The organism is Streptomyces sp. WMMC500 (assembly GCF_027497195.1).
Taxonomy (GTDB): domain Bacteria; phylum Actinomycetota; class Actinomycetes; order Streptomycetales; family Streptomycetaceae; genus Streptomyces.
Map to the genome: position 1 here is coordinate 3924715 of NZ_CP114905.1, position 16484 is coordinate 3941198.

Below are 16484 nucleotides of genomic sequence, written 5' to 3' on the forward strand. Positions count from 1 at the left end.
GCGCGGCAGGACGTACGGTTCAGATTGTGGGCGTAGATCGAGAGGGCCGGGACCCGGGCCCGGCGGGGCCGCGGCTGCGACCGCCGCACCACCGGGTGGACCGCCGGGCCGTCGCCTGGTGGCGGACGCAACTGCTCCTGGCGGCGGCCGTGCCGGTCGCGGTGCTGGGGGTGCTGGGCGCGCTGATCGGGCCGGCCCGGTTCTGGCTGCTGGTGGCGGGCGCGGGGGTGGCCGCGGCGGGGCTGGGGGCGGGGCTCGGGCTGCCGCGGTGGTACTACCGCGTGCACCGGTGGGAGGTGACGGACGACGCGGTGTACGTCCGTACCGGCTACTTCTGGGTCGACTCCCGGATCGCGCCCATGTCGCGGATCCAGACGGTGGACACCGAACGGGGGCCGTTGCAGCGGGCGTTCGGGCTGGCGGCGGTGACGGTGACGACCGCGTCGGCGAAGGGGGCGCTGCGGATAGAGGCGCTGGACCACGAGGAGGCGGCGGAGCTGGCGGAGCAGTTGGCGCTGGCGACGCAGCAGACCCCGGGGGACGCGACGTGACGGACTCGGGTACGGGTACGGGTACGGGCGCCGGCACCGGCGCAGGGGCAGACACGGGCACCGGCACAGAGGCAGACACGGGCACGGGCACGGGTGGGGACAGAGGCGCCGGTACGGGCGGGGACAGAGGCGTCCGTACGGGTGGGAACAGAGGCGCCGGTACGGGCGCGGGCACCCGCGCCGCTACGGGCGCCGACACCGGCACGGACACCGGCGCCGGCCCGGCCGTCCCCGACTGGCGGCGGCTCGACCGGCGCTCCCTCCTCGTCACCGCCGAACTCCTCCTCGGCGCCGCCTTCGGCGCCGGCGTCCCCGTCGGCGCCGGGCTCGCCGCCCACCTCGACGTCCGCGCCGCCGTGGCCTGGGTGCTGGCCGGCTGCGCGCTGCTCGTCAGCGGCGGGCTCGCCGTGGACGCGCTGCGGCTGCGCCACACCCGCTACCGCGTCGGCGCCGAGCGGGTCGAGCTGCGTACCGGCGTGCTGTTCACCACCCGGCGCTCCCTTCCCCGCGACCGGATCCGCACCGTCGACCTCACCGCGCATCCCCTCCTGCGCCTCCTCGGGCTGGTCAAGGTCCGCATCGGCACCGGCGACCAGACCGCCGCGCGCGAGTCCGCGCTGCAACTGTCCCCGGTGCGGCGCGCGGAGGGCGAGTCGCTGCGCCGCGCGCTCCTGCGCCGGGCCACACCCGCCGCAGGAGCCGCGGCCGACGACCCCCGGCTCGCCGCCCTCTCCCCCGGCTGGATCCGCTACGCGCCCCTCTCCTTCCTCACCCCCCTCCTCGCGCTCACCGGCTGGGGCGCGGTGATGCAGGTCAGCCAGTGGTTCGGCGCGGAGGAGACGGTCGTCGACTGGGTGCGGGACACCTTCAGCCCGCTGCCCGCGCTGTGGACGGTGCTGGCCCTGGGGTCGATCGCGCTGGTCACCGGGTTCGTGGGGGCGCTCGGGCTGTGGACCGAGATGTGGTGGAGCTACCGGCTGGAGCGCGAGCCGGACGGCACGCTCCGCGTCCGCCGCGGGCTGCTGACCACCCGGTCGATATCGCTGGAGGAGGCGCGGCTGCGCGGCGTCGACGTGGTCGAGCCGCTGGGCGTGCGGCTGTCGGGCGCGGCCCGGGTGGAGGCGATAGCGACCGGCCTGTCCCGCAAGGACAGCGAGGAGAACGACCTCAACACCCTGCTGCCCGCCGCGCCGCGCGCCGTCGTGGACGGCGTGACGTCCCGCGTGCTCCGCGCCCGCGTCGCGCTGACCCGGCCGGCGCTGGCCCCGCATCCGCGGGCCGCGCTGGCGCGGCGGCTGCGGTGGTCGCTGGGCGCGGCGCTGGTGCCGGTGGCGGTGCTGGTGGCGCTGGGGGCGGCGCTGCCGGCGCGGGGGCCGGCGTACGCGGGGGCGGTGGCGGCGGCGGTGCTGCTGCCGGCGGCGGCGCTGCTGGCCCGGGACGCGTACCGGAGCCTGGGGCACGGGCTCGCGGGGCCGTATCTCGTCGTACGGAGCGGCACCCTGCGGCGCTCCACGGTGGCGCTGCGGCGGGACGGGGTGGTCGGCTGGACGGTGCGGCAGTCGCCGTTCCAGCGGCGGGCGGGTCTGGTGACGCTGCGGGCGACGACGGCGGCGGGGGCGCAGGCGTACGCGGCGTACGACGTGGGCGAGGCGCAGGGGCTGCGGTTCGCCGAGGAGGCGGTGCCGGAGCTGCTGACGCCGTTCCTGGTCCCGGCCGACGATCCCGTACGCGCCCGGGGCCCGGTGAAGCCCTCAACTCCCCTGCCCGCCGGGGGAGACGCGCGGTGAGCGGTCTTGTCCAGACCAGTGGAGTCACGTGCGGACTTGGTGGGTCGTGCCCTCTTGACCGGTCCCCGACAGCCGATAAGGTCTAGACCAACACCCGGTCGCCACTCCGCAGTCGACGGCGCGCGAAGGCAGCGCGCGGAGGGCGATCCGCTGGACCACCCGTGGCCACATGCACGTCCTCCCACGTCACGCGAGCCCAGGAGTTGACATGCACACGAAACGAAGACTGGCGGCAGTGGTCGGTGCGGCAGTGGCCCCCGTCCTGGCCGTGAGCCTCCCCGCCCCCTCCGCCAGCGCCCACGGCTGGGTCACGTCCCCGTCCAGCCGCCAGGACCAGTGCGCGCAGGGCGTCGTGAGCTGCGGGCAGATCAAGTACGAGCCGCAGAGCGTCGAGGGCCCGAAGGGGCTGACGAGCTGCAACGGCGGCAACGGGCAGTTCGCCGAGCTGAACGACGACAACAAGGGCTGGCGGGTCAACGCGGTCGGCAGCTCGACCCAGTTCAGTTGGCACCTCACCGCCCGCCACCGCACCAGCACCTGGCAGTACTTCATCGGCGGCACGAAGATCGCCGAGTTCAACGACGGGGGTGCCCAGCCTCCCGCCGACGTGTACCACAACGTGAACTTCGGCAACTTCAGCGGCAAGCAGAAGGTTCTCGCCGTCTGGAACGTCTACGACACGGGCAACGCCTTCTACTCCTGCATCGACGTCAACATCGGCGGCGGCGACCCGGGCCCCGGCGACCCCGACGAGTGCACCGCGGCGCCCTGGAGCGCGGGCTCCGTGTACAACGGCGGCAACACGGTCAGCCACAACGGCCACACCTGGCGCGCCAAGTGGTGGACCCAGGGCGAGACGCCCGGCGGCGGCAGCGGGGTCTGGGAGGACCTCGGCCCCTGCGCGTGAGCACCCGCCACACCTGTCCCGACGCTGCCTCGACACCGTCGTGACGCAGCCGTGAAGACCGCGCCCCGCCACCGTGAACGGCCCCCCGGTGGCGGGGCGCACACCACCGCGCCGCGGGCGGCGTCAGGCGGCGGACGGCCTGTTCCGCGCGTACACCGTCACCGGGTGCCCCAGGAACGTCCCGTCCCGCAGCGGCGCGAACCCCAGCCGTTCCGCCACCCGCACCGACGGCGTGTTCGCCGGGCGGATCAGGGAGATGAAGTACTCCTCCGCCAGCGTCGCGAAACCCCAGTCCAGACAGGCGCGGGCCGCCTCCGTCGCGTAGCCGTGGCCCCAGAACTCCGCCGCGAGGGTCCAGCCGAGTTCCACCTCGTCCAGTTCCGCCCAGTAGTTGAGCCCCACCCGGCCGATGAACTCCCCGCTCGGCTTCAACTCGACGGCGCACAGCCCGTGGCCGCGTTCCGCCCACTGACGTTCGATCGCGACCAGCCGCTCCCGCGCCTGCTCGCGCGTGTACGCGCCGACGAACCTGTTCACCCGCTCGTCGGCGTGCAGCGCCACGAACGCCTCGACGTCCGCCGCCGTCAACGGCCGCAGCAGGAGCCGTTCGGTCTCGATCACCCCGGCGGGCCTAGCCGCTGAGCCGCGCGGTGATCGCCAGTGCCGTGTACCCCATCGTGAAGCTCCCGCCCAGGCCGTCGACCGCCGCGGCCGTGGCGTCGAGAAGGGCCGTCCGCTGGGCGGGGCTCAGGACCGCCATGCCGCCGCCCGTGGGGAGTTGATCCAGCCATTCGTCGCGCGTGTACGCGCACTCCCACCCGTACCGCCACTCCTCCGGTTCGCCGAAGGCGCCCGCGGCCCGGATGCCGGCCGCCGTCTTGTCGACGATCGCCGAGTAGCCGTTCAGGGCCGTACGGCTCCAGGGGTTCAGGGGCGCGCCCGGCAGGGCGTCGCGGTAGGCGGACGCGAGGGCTTCGGCCACGTCGGGGGCGGGCTGGGAGACGTTCCAGAACACGGCGAGTGCGCCACCCGGGCGCAGCACCCCGGCCGCCTTGGCGGGGCCCGCGGCCGGGTCGATCCAGTGCCAGGTCTGGCCGGCGACGACCGTGTCGAAGCTCCGGCCCGCCGCGTCCCACTCCTCGAACGGGGCGACCTCGACGTCCAGCCCGTGCCCCCGCGCGTACGCGGCCATGCGGGCGTCGACGTCCAGGCCGAGCACACGGCAGCCGGCCGCCCGGAGTTGGCGCGCGACGATGCCGGTGCCCGTGCCCACGTCGAGGACGTCTCCCCCGGCCTCGCCCGCGATACGGGCGATCAGCCCGGCCGGGTAGCGGGGGCGCGTGCGGTCGTAGCGGGCCGGGTCCGTGCCGAACGACTCCGCCATGACGCGCGCCCGGTGCGGCTCCGGCCCCTCGGCGGGCTCGGTCTCCCCCGCCGGGGGCGAGCCGCGGTCCTCGCTGTCTGCCGATGGAGGGTGCATTCACCCACCATAAGGTCACCTCGCCGCCCTGCGGGCCGCCCCCGGCAGCCCTCCCGACCCCGCCGGGGGCTTCGCGTGTAGGGTGGCGCTCGCCGTGTTCGTACGGGCGGGATCCCGCCGGAGAGAAGACAAGGGAGGTGAGGTTGATGACCGCGCTCAAGGCCACCGTGCGCAGCGTCCGGGTCTCCCTCACGTCCCGGGCCGTGGCCTGACCTCTCCCCCGCCCCCGCCGGGAGCGTGAGCCCGCGGGGCGTCCACACGAACACGACCACCGAAACGGATCCGCATCCATCATGGGCAACACCTGGATCACGCGCGCCGAGACGCGCGCCGACATCCCCGTCATCCGCGAGATCACCCTCGCCGCCTTCGGCAGGGCGAACGAGGCCGACATCGTCGACAAGCTGCGCGCCGACACGACCGCGTGGATCGAGGGCCTGTCCCTCGTCGTCGCGGACCCCGACGCCGCCGATGCCGCCGACGGCACCGGTGCCGCCCTCCTCGGGCACATCCTGCTCACCCGCGGCCACGTCGGCGACACTCCCGCGCTCTGCCTCGGGCCCGTCTCCGTACGGCCGGAGCGGCAGCGGGACGGCGTGGGTTCCGTGGCCGTACGGGCCGCGCTCGCGGCGGCCGCGGCGCGGGGCGAGCGGTACGTCGTCCTCGTCGGGCACCCGGAGTACTACCCGCGGTTCGGCTTCACACGGGCGTCCGCGTACGGCATCCGGCTCAGCGTCGAGGCGCCGGACGAGGCGGTGATGGCCCTCGCGCTCGACGAGGACCACCCGCTGCCCGGCGGCCTGATCCGCTGGCCGGCGGCGTTCGGCATCTGATCCCCACCGGTACGGGGCGCACGCGGACCCCGCGGCGCCCCGTACCGCCCTCCCTACGAGGGCTTCCGCGCCTCGAAGAGCGTCCGCGAGCTGTGGGCGACGAACGGGCCCTCCGCCTCGATCCGTTCGTGCAGCTCGCGCAGCCGCGGCCGGTACGCCGCCACCGTGAAGCCCGGCACGATCCAGATCACCTTCAGCAGGAAGTACGCCACCGCGCCCACGTCGTGGAACTCCATCCGCAGCCGCTCCGTCCGCACCTCCACGGCCTCCAGCCCCGCCGCCTCCGCCGCCGCCCGCTCGCGCCGCGGGTCGCGGCTCCTGCGCGCCTCCTCCGGCTGCGGCCCGAGGAAGTACTCGGCCACTTCGAAGACGCTCGCGGGACCGACGTGCTGAGCGAAGTACGTGCCGCCGGGACGCAGGACGCGGGCGATCTCGGCGAAGTGGGGCCGCACCGGGTGCCGGCTGACCACGAGGTCGAACGCGCCGTCCGCGAACGGCAGCGGCGCGTCCTCCGGGGCCGCGACCACGACGGTGCCCAGGGGGTGCAGCAGGGCCGTGGCCCTGGCGACGTTCGGCGGCCACGCCTCGGTGGCCACGGACACCGCCGGCCGCACCGGCACCCCGGCGAGCACCTCGCCGCCGCCGGTCTGGACGTCCAGCGACGCGCTCGCGACGGCCATGCGCGCACCCATGGCCCGCTGGTACCCCCAGGAGGGCCGCGCCTCGGTGGCGCGGCCCTCGAACCAGGAGAAGTCCCAGCCGTCGGTGGGCTCGGCCTCGGCCTCGGCGACCAGCGCGTCGAACGTACGGTCAGGGGTCATCCCGTGATCGTCCCAAACCGCCCCGGGCCGTCGCGACCGGTAATTCCCCGCACGATCCGGCCCCCCGGCGGGTCAGCGGGCGGGTCAGCGGGCACGGCGCCCCGCCGCCGGCTCGGTCACCCGCAGACGGACCTCCGCCGGGCGCAGGCCGTCCGCCGTCGCCCTGAGCGTCGCCACCCCCGGTCGCTTCGCCGGGCGCAGGATCGCCAGCGCCCGGCCGTGCCACGTGTGCCGGCGCGGCCCGCGGAAGCTGTCGACGTTGTGCGGGTTGCCGTTGCCGACCGCCGCCAGTTCGCCTGCGCCGCCGGTGGCGAACTCCACCCGTACCGTCGCGTCCGGCACCACCCTGCCGCGGGCGTCGACCACCTCCGCCAGCACGTGCGCCAGGTCGTCCCGGCCCGTGGTCAGCCGCTCGACGTCCGGAGTGAGCCGCAGCGCCGCCGGCGGGCCCGTCGTCGTGAGCGTCGTCCGGCCGATCTCCCGGCCCTCCCGCCGGGCGACGGCGGTCAGCCGGCCCGGACGGTACGGGACGGTCAGCGCCACCGCGCACCGGTCCGCCGCCGTCACCGCGCGGGAGGCGACCTCCGCCCCGTTCAGCAGCAGCGTCACGGCGTCGCCGGGGGTGTAGACCCGTACCGTCATCGGCCGGTCCCGCGCCACGTCCCAGGTCCAGCTCGCCAGCTCGTCGTAGTAGCCCCACCACAGCGCCACCTGCTCGGTGCCCGCCGGCGTGGGCCGCTCGACCAGCAGCTCCACCGGGCTGCTCCCGGTGACCGCGGCGCGCCAGGAGTGCTGCGGCTTCGGCTGCCCGATGAGGTCGAAGTCGCCGCAGTTGGCCTGGAAGTACGGGTACGGATAGCCGAAGCCGCCCCAGTTGTGGTGCAGTTCGCGCGAGATCGACCAGCCGGGCATGACGCTCTGGTCGCCGATGGTCGCCCCCGTGCCCACCGGCGGTATCGCGGTCTTGCCGATGCCCGCCTCGCCGAGGTAGTCCCAGGCGGCCCAGATCCAGGTGCCGACGGCCCAGGTGTGCGCGGCGGCGAAGGTGACGTCCTGGTGGATGGTCGCGGGGAAGGTCTCGTTGTGCGTCAGGGCCTTGCCGGGGTGCGCGGCGTGCATCTGGGCGTAGCCCTTGCCGTTGGCGTTGTAGTGCACGTCATTGATGTCGAGGTACTGCCAGGACGGGTCGTCCGCCGAGTGCGTCGAGCCGCCGCCGAGGGTGAGCGGCCGGGTGGTGTCGAGGGCGCGCAGCGCCCGCGCCAGCTCGGCGCCGCGGCGGCCGGCGGTGTTGTCGGTGATCTCGTTGCCCAGCGACCACATGACGACGCTGGGGTGGTTGCGGTCGCGGCGGACGGTGCCGGTGAGGTCCCGCTCCCACCAGTCGGCGAAGTGCAGGGAGTAGTCGTCCGGGTTCTTGCCGGTGTCCCACACGTCGAAGAGCTCGTCCATCACCAGCATGCCGAGCCGGTCGCAGACGTCGAGCAGCTCGGGCGTGGGCGGGTTGTGGGCGGTGCGGATCGAGTTGAAGCCGGCGGCCTGGAGGATCTCCACCCGGCGCTCCTCGGAACGGGCGAGCGCGACGGCGCCCATCGGGCCGTGGTCGTGGTGGACGTTGGCGCCCGCGAACTCGACTGGCTCGCCGTTGAGGAGGAAGCCCACGTCGCCGTTCCAGGTGAGCGAGCGGATGCCGAAGCGGGTGCTGACGGTGTCGACGGCCCGGCCGCGTACGAGGACCTCGGCACGGGCGGTGTACAGGCTCGGCGAGGCGGGGGACCAGAGCGCGGGGCGGTCGAGGGGGATGTCGAGGCGGACGGCGGCGTCGTCCGGTACGTCCCGGGTGCCGGGGGCGACGTCCCGGGCGGGCGCCTGCGCCGTCGCGACCGGCCGGCCGCCCGGGTCGAACACGGTGACGCGTACCGCCGCCCGCGCGGGGTGCTCGCCGAGGTTCGCGACGGAAACGGCCACGCGCGCGAGCGACCGGCGCTCGCCCACCTCGGGCGTGGTCACGTGCACGCCCCACAGCGGTACGCGCACGGGGCCGGTGCTGGTGAGCCAGGTGTGCCGGTAGATCCCCGAGCCCGCGTACCAGCGGCTGTTGCGGCCGGAGTTGTCGACGCGTACGGCCAGGACGTGGGGGCCCGTACGGCGCAGGTGGGGGGTGAGGTCGTACGCGAACGAGGTGTAGCCGTACGGGTGGAAGCCCAGGTGCTCGCCGTCGAGCCAGACGTCGGCGTTCTGGTAGACGCCGTCGAAGCGCAGCTCGTGGTGGCGGGCGGCGGTACCGGGAAGGGCGAAGTGCTTGCGGTACCAGCCGACGCCGCCGACCGTGTAGCCGGTCGAGCCGTTGCCCTCGGCACTCGCGGGGTCGAACGGGCCGATCACCGGCGGCGGTACGGGCTCGGCCGGCGGCTCGCGGGGCACGAGCAGCGACGGGTCGGCGGTCGCGGCGCCGTCGGGGGCCGGGGCGTAGGGCAGATCCTCGATGCTCCAGTCGTGCGGGAGGTCGAGGGTGCGCCAGGCGCGGTCGTCGTACGCGGGGTCCTCGGCGCCGGCGGCGTCGCCGCGGTGGAAGCGCCAGCCGTCGTCGAAGGACCGGTCACGGTCGGGGTCGTGACCGGGCGCGGCGACGGATGCGGCGTCGGCCCCGGCGGCGGATGCCGTACGGGCCGACAGGTCGAGCGCCGCCACCGCGCCCGCCGCCGCGGCGCCGACGCCCAGCGCCCGGCGGCGGGTCACGCCGTCCGCTCCGGAGGATTGCTGTCCGCTCATCGACTCTCCCCAGGATGTCCGAAATACCGAATGGCATACGAGATTTGGGGCGGAGCGTAGTTCTGCGGGGAGGACAGCGCAACGACACTTTCGCGACGAGGTCCGAAAGTAGTTCGAGCCGGGTGATCAACCCGGCAGGACACCCGCCCGGCCGCGACCGGCGGGGGGGCGGGGGGCCGGCCCGGGCGCCTCCTCTGTCACCGCCACGGAACCGGCGTCGGCGTTCCGGGGGCGCCGGTTCCGGTATTCGGCATCCGCTGAATTCACCGGCTTCGCCCGGGAATTCGGAGATCATGCGCTCACGCCGCGCCCGCCCCTCGCATTCCACGGAACGCCCCGGGTATGCATGGCCGCAGCGCACTCCGGCGTGACAAATTGTCGTTACGCCGAAGTTCACCCTGCCGTGGCGACGGCGCGTAACCATGGGGCCGACGACCGACGGCCCCTCGTGGCAGACCGCTCGAAGCAGGAGGCTCGCCGTGCACACCAATGAAATGGGCGTTTTCGGGGTCTCCCCCGCCGAGGAGCATCTTTACCGGCATTTCCTCCGGCACCCCGATTCACCCTCCGAGGGCCTCCACGTGAAGCTCGGCATCGCCTCGCACGAATTGGACCAGGCCATGACCCGGCTGATCGGGCTGCGGCTGCTCAGACCCGGGGATCGGGCGGGGAGCTTCGTCCCGGTCGATCCGGAGCAGGTCGTGGCGCGGCTCACCGAGATGCGGCTGCGCGAGATGTACCAGGAGATCCAGACGCTCACCCAGAGCCGGCACGTCCTGACGACGCTGCGCGCGGAGACCGCGGCCCCGGCGAACGGCCGCCCGGCGGGCGCGTACGACGGGGAGCACGGGGTGGAGGAGATAGACGAGCGCGCGGACCTGATGAACCGGGTGGAGGAGCTGGTCTTCTTCGCGCGGGAGGAGATCGCCTCCGTCGAGCCCGGCTTCCACATGATCACCGACGAGGTGGTGAACCGGCGGCGCGGGGTGGAGTGGCGGGCGCTGAAGCGCGGGGTGCGGCGGCGGCTGGTGGTGCCCGCGGACTCGCTGCGGTATCCGCGGGCCTCCGGCTACGTCCGGGAGCTGCTGGCCCGGGGCGGCGAGGTACGGGTGGTCGAGGACATATCGGACCAGCTCGTCGTGTACGACGGCCGGGTCGCCCTCATGCCCAAGGACCCGAAGAACGCCGACGAGGGCGCGCTGATGGTACGGGGGCGGGGGCTGGTCAGCACGCTGTCCGGGCTCTTCGAGAAGATCTGGGAGCAGGCGGAGGACGTCTCCGTCGAGCTGCGCGAGCCCGAGGAGCCGGCGCCGGAGCTGTCGGAGGCGGAGCTGCGGGTGCTGCGCATGATGTGCGCGGTGGGCAAGGACGAGACCGGGGCCCGGGACCTGGGGGTCTCCGTGCGTACGTACCGCAGGCACATCGCCGACGTGCTGCGGGTCCTCGGGGCCTCCACGCGGGCGCAGGCCGCGCTGCTCGCCCGCGAGCGCGGCTGGGTGTGACCGGGTCAGTTCTCCACCGACCAGCCCGTGCACGCGCTGTGCGTCAGCGCGTCTCCCGCCACCGCCGTCGCGCCGGCCTCCGGCGGCGTCAGCCGCAGCCTGATCCGCTCCGGCTCCACCCGCAGGCCGTGCGGCAGATGGGCCCGCAGCAGCCACAGCAGCCGCACCGCCGTCGTCTCGGCCGGCGGGGCGTCGAAGTCCCGGCGGACGAAGGCCACCTCGACCGACCTGCCCGGGCTCATCGGGCCGCCTCGCCAGGGCCGGGACCGGGGCCAGGACTGGAATCGGCGCCGGAGCCGGGATCGGCGCCGGGATCGGCGGCGGGGCCGGTCGCGCCGCCGGCATCCGGTGGACGCGCGCCCAGCGCCCGTCTCGCCGCCGCCGTCAGCGCCTCGATGCCCGTCGGCAGCGCCGTCCGCAGGTCCGGCGCGAACCGCGGCGAGTGGTTGCCCGGCACCGGCAGCCCCGTGCGCGCCGCTTCGCGGCGGGCCGACGCGGAGACGGTGCCCAGCATCCAGTAGCCGAGCCGGGCGCCGGGGGCACCGTGCACCTCCGCGCCGGCGGGGCCGTACCAGGCGAAGTCCTCCGCCGCGGTGGCCGGTTGCCAGCGCAGCACCCGGGCGCCGCCGAACGCCGCGACGTGGGCCGCCCGCAGCTCCGCCGTCAGTCCCACGTCCGGCAGCAGCGTCCGCGCGCGGGACCGTACCGCCACCTCCGGTGCCCGCGGCGCCCCCGCCGCCTCCGCCTCGGCGGCCAGCACCCGGCGCACCCCCGCCAGCAGCCGCTCCAGCGTGCCCTCGTCGAACGCCCGCAGGCTGATGCCCAGTTCCGCGCGGTCCGGGATGACGTTCGCCTCCGTGCCCGCCGCGAGCCGGCCCACGGTCAGCACCGCCTGCTCCGCGGGCGCCCGTTCGCGGGCGACCAGCGCCTGGAGCCGCAGCACGGCCGCCGCCGCCGACACCACCGGGTCCACCGTCAGGTGCGGCGCCCCGGCGTGGCCGCCGGTGCCGTGCAGCACCGCGTCGACCGCGACCGTGCCGGCCAGCAGCGGGGCGCCGTCCGCGTGCGCGACGGTGCCGGCGGGCAGCGGCGCGGTGTGCTGGGCGAGAACGGCGTCGGGGGGTCCGGTGAGGTCGTAGAGCCCGGCGCGCAGCATCGCCAGCGCGCCCTCCAGCGTCTCCTCGGCCGGCTGCCCGACGACCGCCACCGTGCCGCGCCAGCCCGCCGTGTCGCGCGCGAGCAGCCGGGCGGCGCCGGCGAGCGCGGCGAGGTGCACGTCGTGGCCGCAGGCGTGGGCGACGCCGGGCACGGTGCTGGCGTAGCGCAGCCCGCTGTCCTCCGTCACGGGCAGCGCGTCGAGTTCGGCGCGCAGCAGCACGGTCGGGCCCGCGCCGCGGCGCAGCAGGCCGACGACGCCGTGCCCGCCGACGCCGCGGGTGACGGCGTAGCCGTCGGCGGCGAGCGCGCCGGCCAGCACGCCCGCGGTGCGCTCCTCGGCGCCGGACGGCTCGGGGTGGAGATGGACGTCGAGACAGCACTCGACGGCGGACCGAAGGACGTCCGCGGGTACGGCCATGCGCGCCACGCTCCTCTTCCGGGCGGCTCCAGCCTGCCCGACGACGTGATCGGTACGGACTCAGCCCCCTGTCGCCGGGTGTCAGCGAAGTGACAGCGAAACACGGGCGGGGGTGGCAGCCGACGTCGTTTCAATGGCCGTGACAAGCATCGGACCCGCCGGTCCCACGGGCGACGGGCCCGACCTCCGGACACGGAAGAAGGAGTTCCCATGGCTGACAAGGCGCTCTCCACCCTCGCCGACGAGATCCTGGAGCTGGAGTCGGAGACCTTCGAGATCTCGGACTACTCGGACCAGGCCGAGGTCGTCCTCGCCGGTTCGACCTCCTGCTCCTCCACCTCGACCTGCTCCAGCACCACCAGCACCACCTCGTGCAGCGCCTGACGTTCTGTCGGTGACGCCGCGCCCAAGGCAGCCCTCACGGGACCGGACCAGGTCCTCCCGCGAGGGCTGCGGTGCGCGGCGGCCCCGCACCTGACTACGGGAACGGGTGCGGCACCGCGCGCGGGCGGGCTCCGCCAGCCGCCCGGGCCGCCGCCAGCCGCGGCATCCGCAGCGCCCGCTGCCGGTGCCAGCCGAAGTCCAGCGGCAGCAGCCCCGGCGCCAGCGTCGCGACGGTGCGCAGGCCCAGCGCCCGCTGCTCGGGCGTCGTCTGGTCGACGGCCACCACGTCGTGCCCGCGCGCCGCGAGCGCGTCGACGAGCAGCCGCAGGTCGTCACGGAGATCGAGCGTCGCCGGGCGCGTCCGGGCCCAGTCGGCGAAGACGCCGGCCAGGGGCTGCGCCGGGTCGCCGGTCAGGAAGTCCCCGGCGTGGGCGGCCATCCGCGGCAGCCCGTAGAGCTGGGCGTGGTCCTTCAGTTGCCGTACGAGCCCGAAGTCGTCCGCCATCGCCTCCAGTTCGGCGCGGCGCTCGGCCACCTGGTACGGCAGGTGCGGGATGTACGTGAGCACTTCGCTGAGCGCGCCGGTCAGCGCCCCCGCCGGGTCCGGGCCCGCGGCGGCGCCGAAGGACAGCAGCCCGGGGCCGCCGTCCTCCCGTACGGCCACCGCGGTGATCACCGGGACGTCGAGGTCGCTGCGGGTGTCGAAGGCACGTACCTCGTAGCCGAGGAGCGCCGCGCGGTCCAGCATGCCGCGCACCCGCGCGTCGCCGGCCGAGCGGGGGTCGACGCGGGGGCCGGGGCCGCGTCCGTACCAGGCGAGGAGGAAGGCGTCGCGCTCGATGAGCTCCAGCAGCCCGTACAGCGCGGCCTCCGCGAGCGAGCCGCCGGTGGCGCAGCCGTTGGAGCACTCGAAGACGAAGTTGTCGGACGGCAGCCCGGCGCCGTAGTGCACCAGCCGCGCGGGGACGAGCACCGGCCGGTCGTCGCGCAGGCGGTGGCCCCAGATCCAGGGGATGGGGCGGGCCGGGTCGAACGGGTCCACCAGCGGGTCGGCGCGGTACGTCTCGGGGGCGTACACGCCGGTGTCCCGCGGGTCGACGACGCCGTCCTCGCCCCATGCGGCGGCGAGTTCGTCGAGCGAGGCGGTCACGGGGCGCAGGCCGCGGCGGGCGTGGGTGCCGGCGTAGCGCTCCAGGCCCTCCAGGTACGCGAGGGTGCGGCTGGTGGCGTACGCGTCGGCCTGGCCGGAGAACGTGACGTCGTTGAGGCCGGCGTAGCCGCGGACGAAGGCGCTGCCGGAGATCGGCGCGGTGGTGGTGGAGGCGGGGTTGAGGTGGGTGGTGGAGCCGAGCACGCCGCAGACGGGGTTGGTGAGCGCCGCCTCGGGAAGGTCGAGCGCGTCGAGCGGGCTGACGCGGTAGACGTCGGGGGCCGGCTTCGGGGCGGGGGCGAGGTGCATCCGGCCGTGCTCGGGGGCGTCGTCTCCGGGGGTCACGCAGGCGGGGCAGAGCGGCTCGGGGAGCAGCGGGAAGGTGGCCAGCGCCAGGGTGCCGAGGTCGACGCGGGTGACGCGGGCCTGCCCGTCGGGCGAGCGCCGGCCGGCGACCGCGCGGCACACGGCCCACACGGCGTCGGCGACGTGGTCGGTCAGCACCGGCCAGGCGGAGCCGCCCTCGGGCGCGAACCCGCCCTCCAGCGCCTCCCGTTCCGAGCGGGTACGCAGCCGCTGCCACCGCATCGCGAGGCACCGGCCGCAGGCGGGCCGCGGTGCGGGCGGTCCGCCTGCGGCCGGATGCCGTCCGGCCCCCCACGGGCCGACGAGCACCGCGCGCGAGCTGAGGTGCACGGTCGCGCCGGGGCGCTGGTCCGGCCACGGGTCGCGGCCGGGGTGCAGGACGTCGGCGGCGCCGAGGGGAACGACGAGGGGAAGCGGGGGGTTTGGAGCGCGGGTGGCGCAGAAGCCGACCGCGCCTTCCCCGTCGCCCGCGCCCGGCCCGCCCGAACCGCCGCCGGCCGCCCAGCGGCGCCGCAGCGCCTCCGCCAGCCAGGCCCGGGCCGCCTCGAACGGCGCCGGCTCCCCGTCCCGTACGGCCGGCGTCCGCGCCGCGGTCGTCGCCGTCATGTGCGGTCGCTCCAGCGGAAGACCCGGAACGCCACGGCCCCGAACACCACCGCGAACGCCGCCAGACCGCCGCACGCCACCGCGATGTCCGCGCCGCCGCCCGCGTCGGTGAGCGCCGCCGAGACCCCGTCGTTGAGGTGCCGCAGCGGCAGCACCCAGCTCATGGCCTGCATCCACGACGGCATGGCGTCCAGCGGGTAGAACGAGCCGGACAGGAACGCCATCGGCACCATCAGGAAGTTGGCGACCGCCGCCACCGCCTCCGGCGTACGGGCGAAGGAGCCGACGATCGCGCCCAGCGCCAGGAACGCCGTGATCCCCAGCACCAGCACCGGTATCGCCAGCGGCCATCCGCCGGCCAGCTCCAGCCCCAGCGCGGGCAGCAGCGCCACCGCCACGAACAGCACCGCCTGCACCAGCCCGATGCCCACGGCCAGCACGTACCGCGAGCCCAGCACGGCGGCCAGCGGCGTCGGCGTCATCCGGATCACCCGCAGGATGTCGTCCCGGCGCCACTGCATCAGCACGAAGCCGACGCCGAAGACGGCCGCGTTGCCCACGCCCCAGGACAGCACCCCGGGCGCGATGTACGCGATGTAGGGCCGGCCGCTCTCCTCCACGTCCTGGCCGTGGAAGATCAGCCCGAAGACGACGAGGAAGAGCAGCGGGAAGGCGAAGGTGAAGAAGAGCGTGGTCTTGTCCCGGGTGTAGGCCCGGTAGCCGGCCTCCGCCAGCGCGGAATAGGCACTCATGGCATGTGGCTCCGATGGCTCCGAGGGCTTCGCAGGATGCGGGGGGCGGACGGTGGGGGCGGTCAACGGTCAGTCCTGGCCGGTGAGCTGGAGGTAGACGTCCTCCAGGCTGGCGGTGCGGGTACGCACCCCGTGCAGCCCGGCGACCTTCTCCACCGCGGCCAGCACCGGCCCGGCGTCCTCCGTGCGCAGCACCAGGGCGTCGGACTCGCGGGTGACCTCGGTGACGCCCGGCAGCCCCCGGGCGTCCTCCTCGGTCAGCCGCTCGGCGGGCACCAGCAGCCACACCGACGTACCGCCGCGGGCGATCAGCCTGCCCGGGGTGTCCAGGGCGGTGACCCGGCCGCGGTTGACGATCGCGACGCGGTCGCACAGCGCCTCGGCCTCGTCCAGGTGGTGGGTGGTGTAGACGATGGTGCGGCCGGCGCGCTTGAGGTCCTTGAGCAGCTCCCACAGGGCGCGCCTGGCCTGCGGGTCGAGCGCGGCGGTCGGCTCGTCCAGGAAGATCAGCTCGGGTCCGTGGACGAGCGCGGAGGCGATCGCGAGGCGCTGGCGCTGCCCGCCGGACAGGTTCTCCACCCGGACGTCCGCCTGCTCGGTGAGGCCGACGAGCGCCAGGGTGCGGTCGGCGGCGGCGCGTTCCGTCCGGTACAGCGCGGCCATCGTCCTCAGGTGCTCGTACGCGGTGAGCCGGACGAAGAACGCCGCGGCCTGCGTCTGCACGCCCAGCCGCGGCAGCAGCGCGGTGTCCCGGGGCCACGGCCGCCGGCCCAGCACCTCGACCACGCCGCCGTCGGCCTCCCGCAGGCCCTCCATGATCTCGATGAGCGTGGTCTTGCCGGCGCCGTTGGGGCCGAGGAGGCCGAAGAACTCGCCGCGGCGGACCGTGAACGACACCTCGTCCACCGCCCGCACGTCGCCGTAGCTCTTGCGCACCGCCTCCAGGCGGACGGCCGGGGGCTGCCCGGCGGGGTGGTCGGTGTCGGTCACGGGGCTCTCC

General features: G+C 75.3%; 15 protein-coding genes. 6 read left to right on the plus strand and 9 right to left on the minus strand.

Features of this window, described 5'->3' with window-relative positions:
• The first annotated feature begins 26 nt into the window (after positions 1 to 26).
• The 3 genes from O7599_RS16700 to O7599_RS16710 all read left to right on the plus strand — a co-directional run bounded on the left by O7599_RS16700 (position 27) and on the right by O7599_RS16710 (position 3245).
• A complete protein-coding gene (locus O7599_RS16700) occupies positions 27 to 551 on the plus strand; it encodes a PH domain-containing protein (RefSeq protein ID WP_281622948.1) in 525 nt (174 codons plus the stop codon).
• The gene (locus O7599_RS16705; protein ID WP_281622949.1) at positions 548 to 2338 is read left to right on the plus strand and encodes a PH domain-containing protein; all 1791 of its coding nucleotides are present in this window, start codon (positions 548 to 550) and stop codon (positions 2336 to 2338) included. The genes O7599_RS16700 and O7599_RS16705 overlap by 4 nt, the downstream gene beginning before the upstream one ends.
• 208 nt (positions 2339 to 2546) lie before the next feature.
• Positions 2547 to 3245 (plus strand): lytic polysaccharide monooxygenase, encoded by a 699-nt coding sequence (locus O7599_RS16710; protein ID WP_281622950.1) that lies wholly within the window; start codon positions 2547 to 2549, stop codon positions 3243 to 3245.
• Between the two features lie 123 nt (positions 3246 to 3368).
• Here O7599_RS16710 and O7599_RS16715 read toward each other — a convergent pair whose 3' ends face one another.
• Positions 3369 to 3866 carry a GNAT family N-acetyltransferase gene (locus tag O7599_RS16715; RefSeq protein ID WP_281622951.1) on the minus strand — a complete coding sequence of 166 codons (498 nt, stop codon included), beginning with the start codon at positions 3864 to 3866 and terminating at the stop codon, positions 3369 to 3371.
• Between the two features lie 10 nt (positions 3867 to 3876).
• Positions 3877 to 4629: a class I SAM-dependent methyltransferase gene (locus O7599_RS16720; protein ID WP_281623411.1), complete on the minus strand. Its 753-nt coding sequence runs from the start codon at positions 4627 to 4629 to the stop codon at positions 3877 to 3879.
• A gap of 389 nt (positions 4630 to 5018) precedes the next feature.
• Between O7599_RS16720 and O7599_RS16725 the strand changes: the two genes are divergently transcribed.
• Positions 5019 to 5558, plus strand: a complete 540-nt coding sequence (locus O7599_RS16725; protein WP_281622952.1) for an N-acetyltransferase — start codon at positions 5019 to 5021, stop codon at positions 5556 to 5558.
• 53 nt (positions 5559 to 5611) lie between these two features.
• Here the strand turns inward: O7599_RS16725 and O7599_RS16730 are convergent, their stop codons facing one another.
• Both O7599_RS16730 and O7599_RS16735 read right to left on the minus strand, forming a co-directional pair.
• The gene (locus tag O7599_RS16730; protein ID WP_281622953.1) at positions 5612 to 6379 is read right to left on the minus strand and encodes a class I SAM-dependent methyltransferase; all 768 of its coding nucleotides are present in this window, start codon (positions 6377 to 6379) and stop codon (positions 5612 to 5614) included.
• 84 nt (positions 6380 to 6463) lie between these two features.
• Complete coding sequence (locus O7599_RS16735) at positions 6464 to 9148, minus strand: glycoside hydrolase family 2 TIM barrel-domain containing protein (protein ID WP_281622954.1); 2685 nt, start codon at positions 9146 to 9148, stop codon at positions 6464 to 6466.
• Between the two features lie 479 nt (positions 9149 to 9627).
• On the opposite strand from O7599_RS16735, the gene O7599_RS16740 reads away from it, so the two are divergent.
• Positions 9628 to 10650: a hypothetical protein gene (locus tag O7599_RS16740; protein ID WP_281622955.1), complete on the plus strand. Its 1023-nt coding sequence runs from the start codon at positions 9628 to 9630 to the stop codon at positions 10648 to 10650.
• 5 nt (positions 10651 to 10655) lie between these two features.
• Here O7599_RS16740 and O7599_RS16745 read toward each other — a convergent pair whose 3' ends face one another.
• Both O7599_RS16745 and O7599_RS16750 read right to left on the minus strand, forming a co-directional pair.
• Entirely contained in the window at positions 10656 to 10892 is a 237-nt protein-coding gene (locus O7599_RS16745; protein ID WP_281622956.1) for a hypothetical protein, read from the minus strand.
• On the minus strand, positions 10889 to 12226 hold the full coding sequence (locus tag O7599_RS16750; RefSeq protein WP_281622957.1) for an amidohydrolase: 1338 nt from the start codon (positions 12224 to 12226) through the stop codon (positions 10889 to 10891). The genes O7599_RS16745 and O7599_RS16750 overlap by 4 nt, the downstream gene beginning before the upstream one ends.
• 210 nt (positions 12227 to 12436) lie before the next feature.
• Here O7599_RS16750 and O7599_RS16755 point away from each other — a divergent pair, with 210 nt between their 5' ends.
• Positions 12437 to 12610 carry a thiazolylpeptide-type bacteriocin gene (locus O7599_RS16755; protein ID WP_018840305.1) on the plus strand — a complete coding sequence of 58 codons (174 nt, stop codon included), beginning with the start codon at positions 12437 to 12439 and terminating at the stop codon, positions 12608 to 12610.
• 94 nt (positions 12611 to 12704) lie between these two features.
• On the opposite strand, the gene O7599_RS16760 is transcribed toward O7599_RS16755, so the two are convergent.
• From O7599_RS16760 to O7599_RS16770, 3 genes are all read right to left on the minus strand, one after another.
• Entirely contained in the window at positions 12705 to 14732 is a 2028-nt protein-coding gene (locus O7599_RS16760) for a TOMM precursor leader peptide-binding protein (protein ID WP_281622958.1), read from the minus strand.
• Positions 14729 to 15484: an ABC transporter permease gene (locus tag O7599_RS16765; RefSeq protein ID WP_281622959.1), complete on the minus strand. Its 756-nt coding sequence runs from the start codon at positions 15482 to 15484 to the stop codon at positions 14729 to 14731. Before O7599_RS16765 ends, O7599_RS16760 begins: the two co-directional genes overlap by 4 nt.
• A gap of 69 nt (positions 15485 to 15553) precedes the next feature.
• The gene (locus tag O7599_RS16770; RefSeq protein ID WP_281622960.1) at positions 15554 to 16474 is read right to left on the minus strand and encodes an ABC transporter ATP-binding protein; all 921 of its coding nucleotides are present in this window, start codon (positions 16472 to 16474) and stop codon (positions 15554 to 15556) included.
• Positions 16475 to 16484 lie beyond the last annotated feature (10 nt).

Excerpts from the sequence above, each read along its gene's own strand:
- O7599_RS16710 (WP_281622950.1), top strand. The coding sequence starts at position 2,547 with ATGCACACGAAACGAAGACTGGCGGCAGTGGTCGGTGCGGCAGTGGCC.
- O7599_RS16720 (WP_281623411.1), bottom strand. The coding sequence starts at position 4,629 with ATGGCGGAGTCGTTCGGCACGGACCCGGCCCGCTACGACCGCACGCGC.
- O7599_RS16735 (WP_281622954.1), bottom strand. The coding sequence starts at position 9,148 with ATGAGCGGACAGCAATCCTCCGGAGCGGACGGCGTGACCCGCCGCCGG.
- O7599_RS16725 (WP_281622952.1), top strand. The coding sequence starts at position 5,019 with ATGGGCAACACCTGGATCACGCGCGCCGAGACGCGCGCCGACATCCCC.
- O7599_RS16730 (WP_281622953.1), bottom strand. The coding sequence starts at position 6,379 with ATGACCCCTGACCGTACGTTCGACGCGCTGGTCGCCGAGGCCGAGGCC.
- O7599_RS16760 (WP_281622958.1), bottom strand. The coding sequence starts at position 14,732 with ATGACGGCGACGACCGCGGCGCGGACGCCGGCCGTACGGGACGGGGAG.
- O7599_RS16755 (WP_018840305.1), top strand. The coding sequence starts at position 12,437 with ATGGCTGACAAGGCGCTCTCCACCCTCGCCGACGAGATCCTGGAGCTG.
- O7599_RS16765 (WP_281622959.1), bottom strand. The coding sequence starts at position 15,484 with ATGAGTGCCTATTCCGCGCTGGCGGAGGCCGGCTACCGGGCCTACACC.
- O7599_RS16750 (WP_281622957.1), bottom strand. The coding sequence starts at position 12,226 with ATGGCCGTACCCGCGGACGTCCTTCGGTCCGCCGTCGAGTGCTGTCTC.
- O7599_RS16745 (WP_281622956.1), bottom strand. The coding sequence starts at position 10,892 with ATGAGCCCGGGCAGGTCGGTCGAGGTGGCCTTCGTCCGCCGGGACTTC.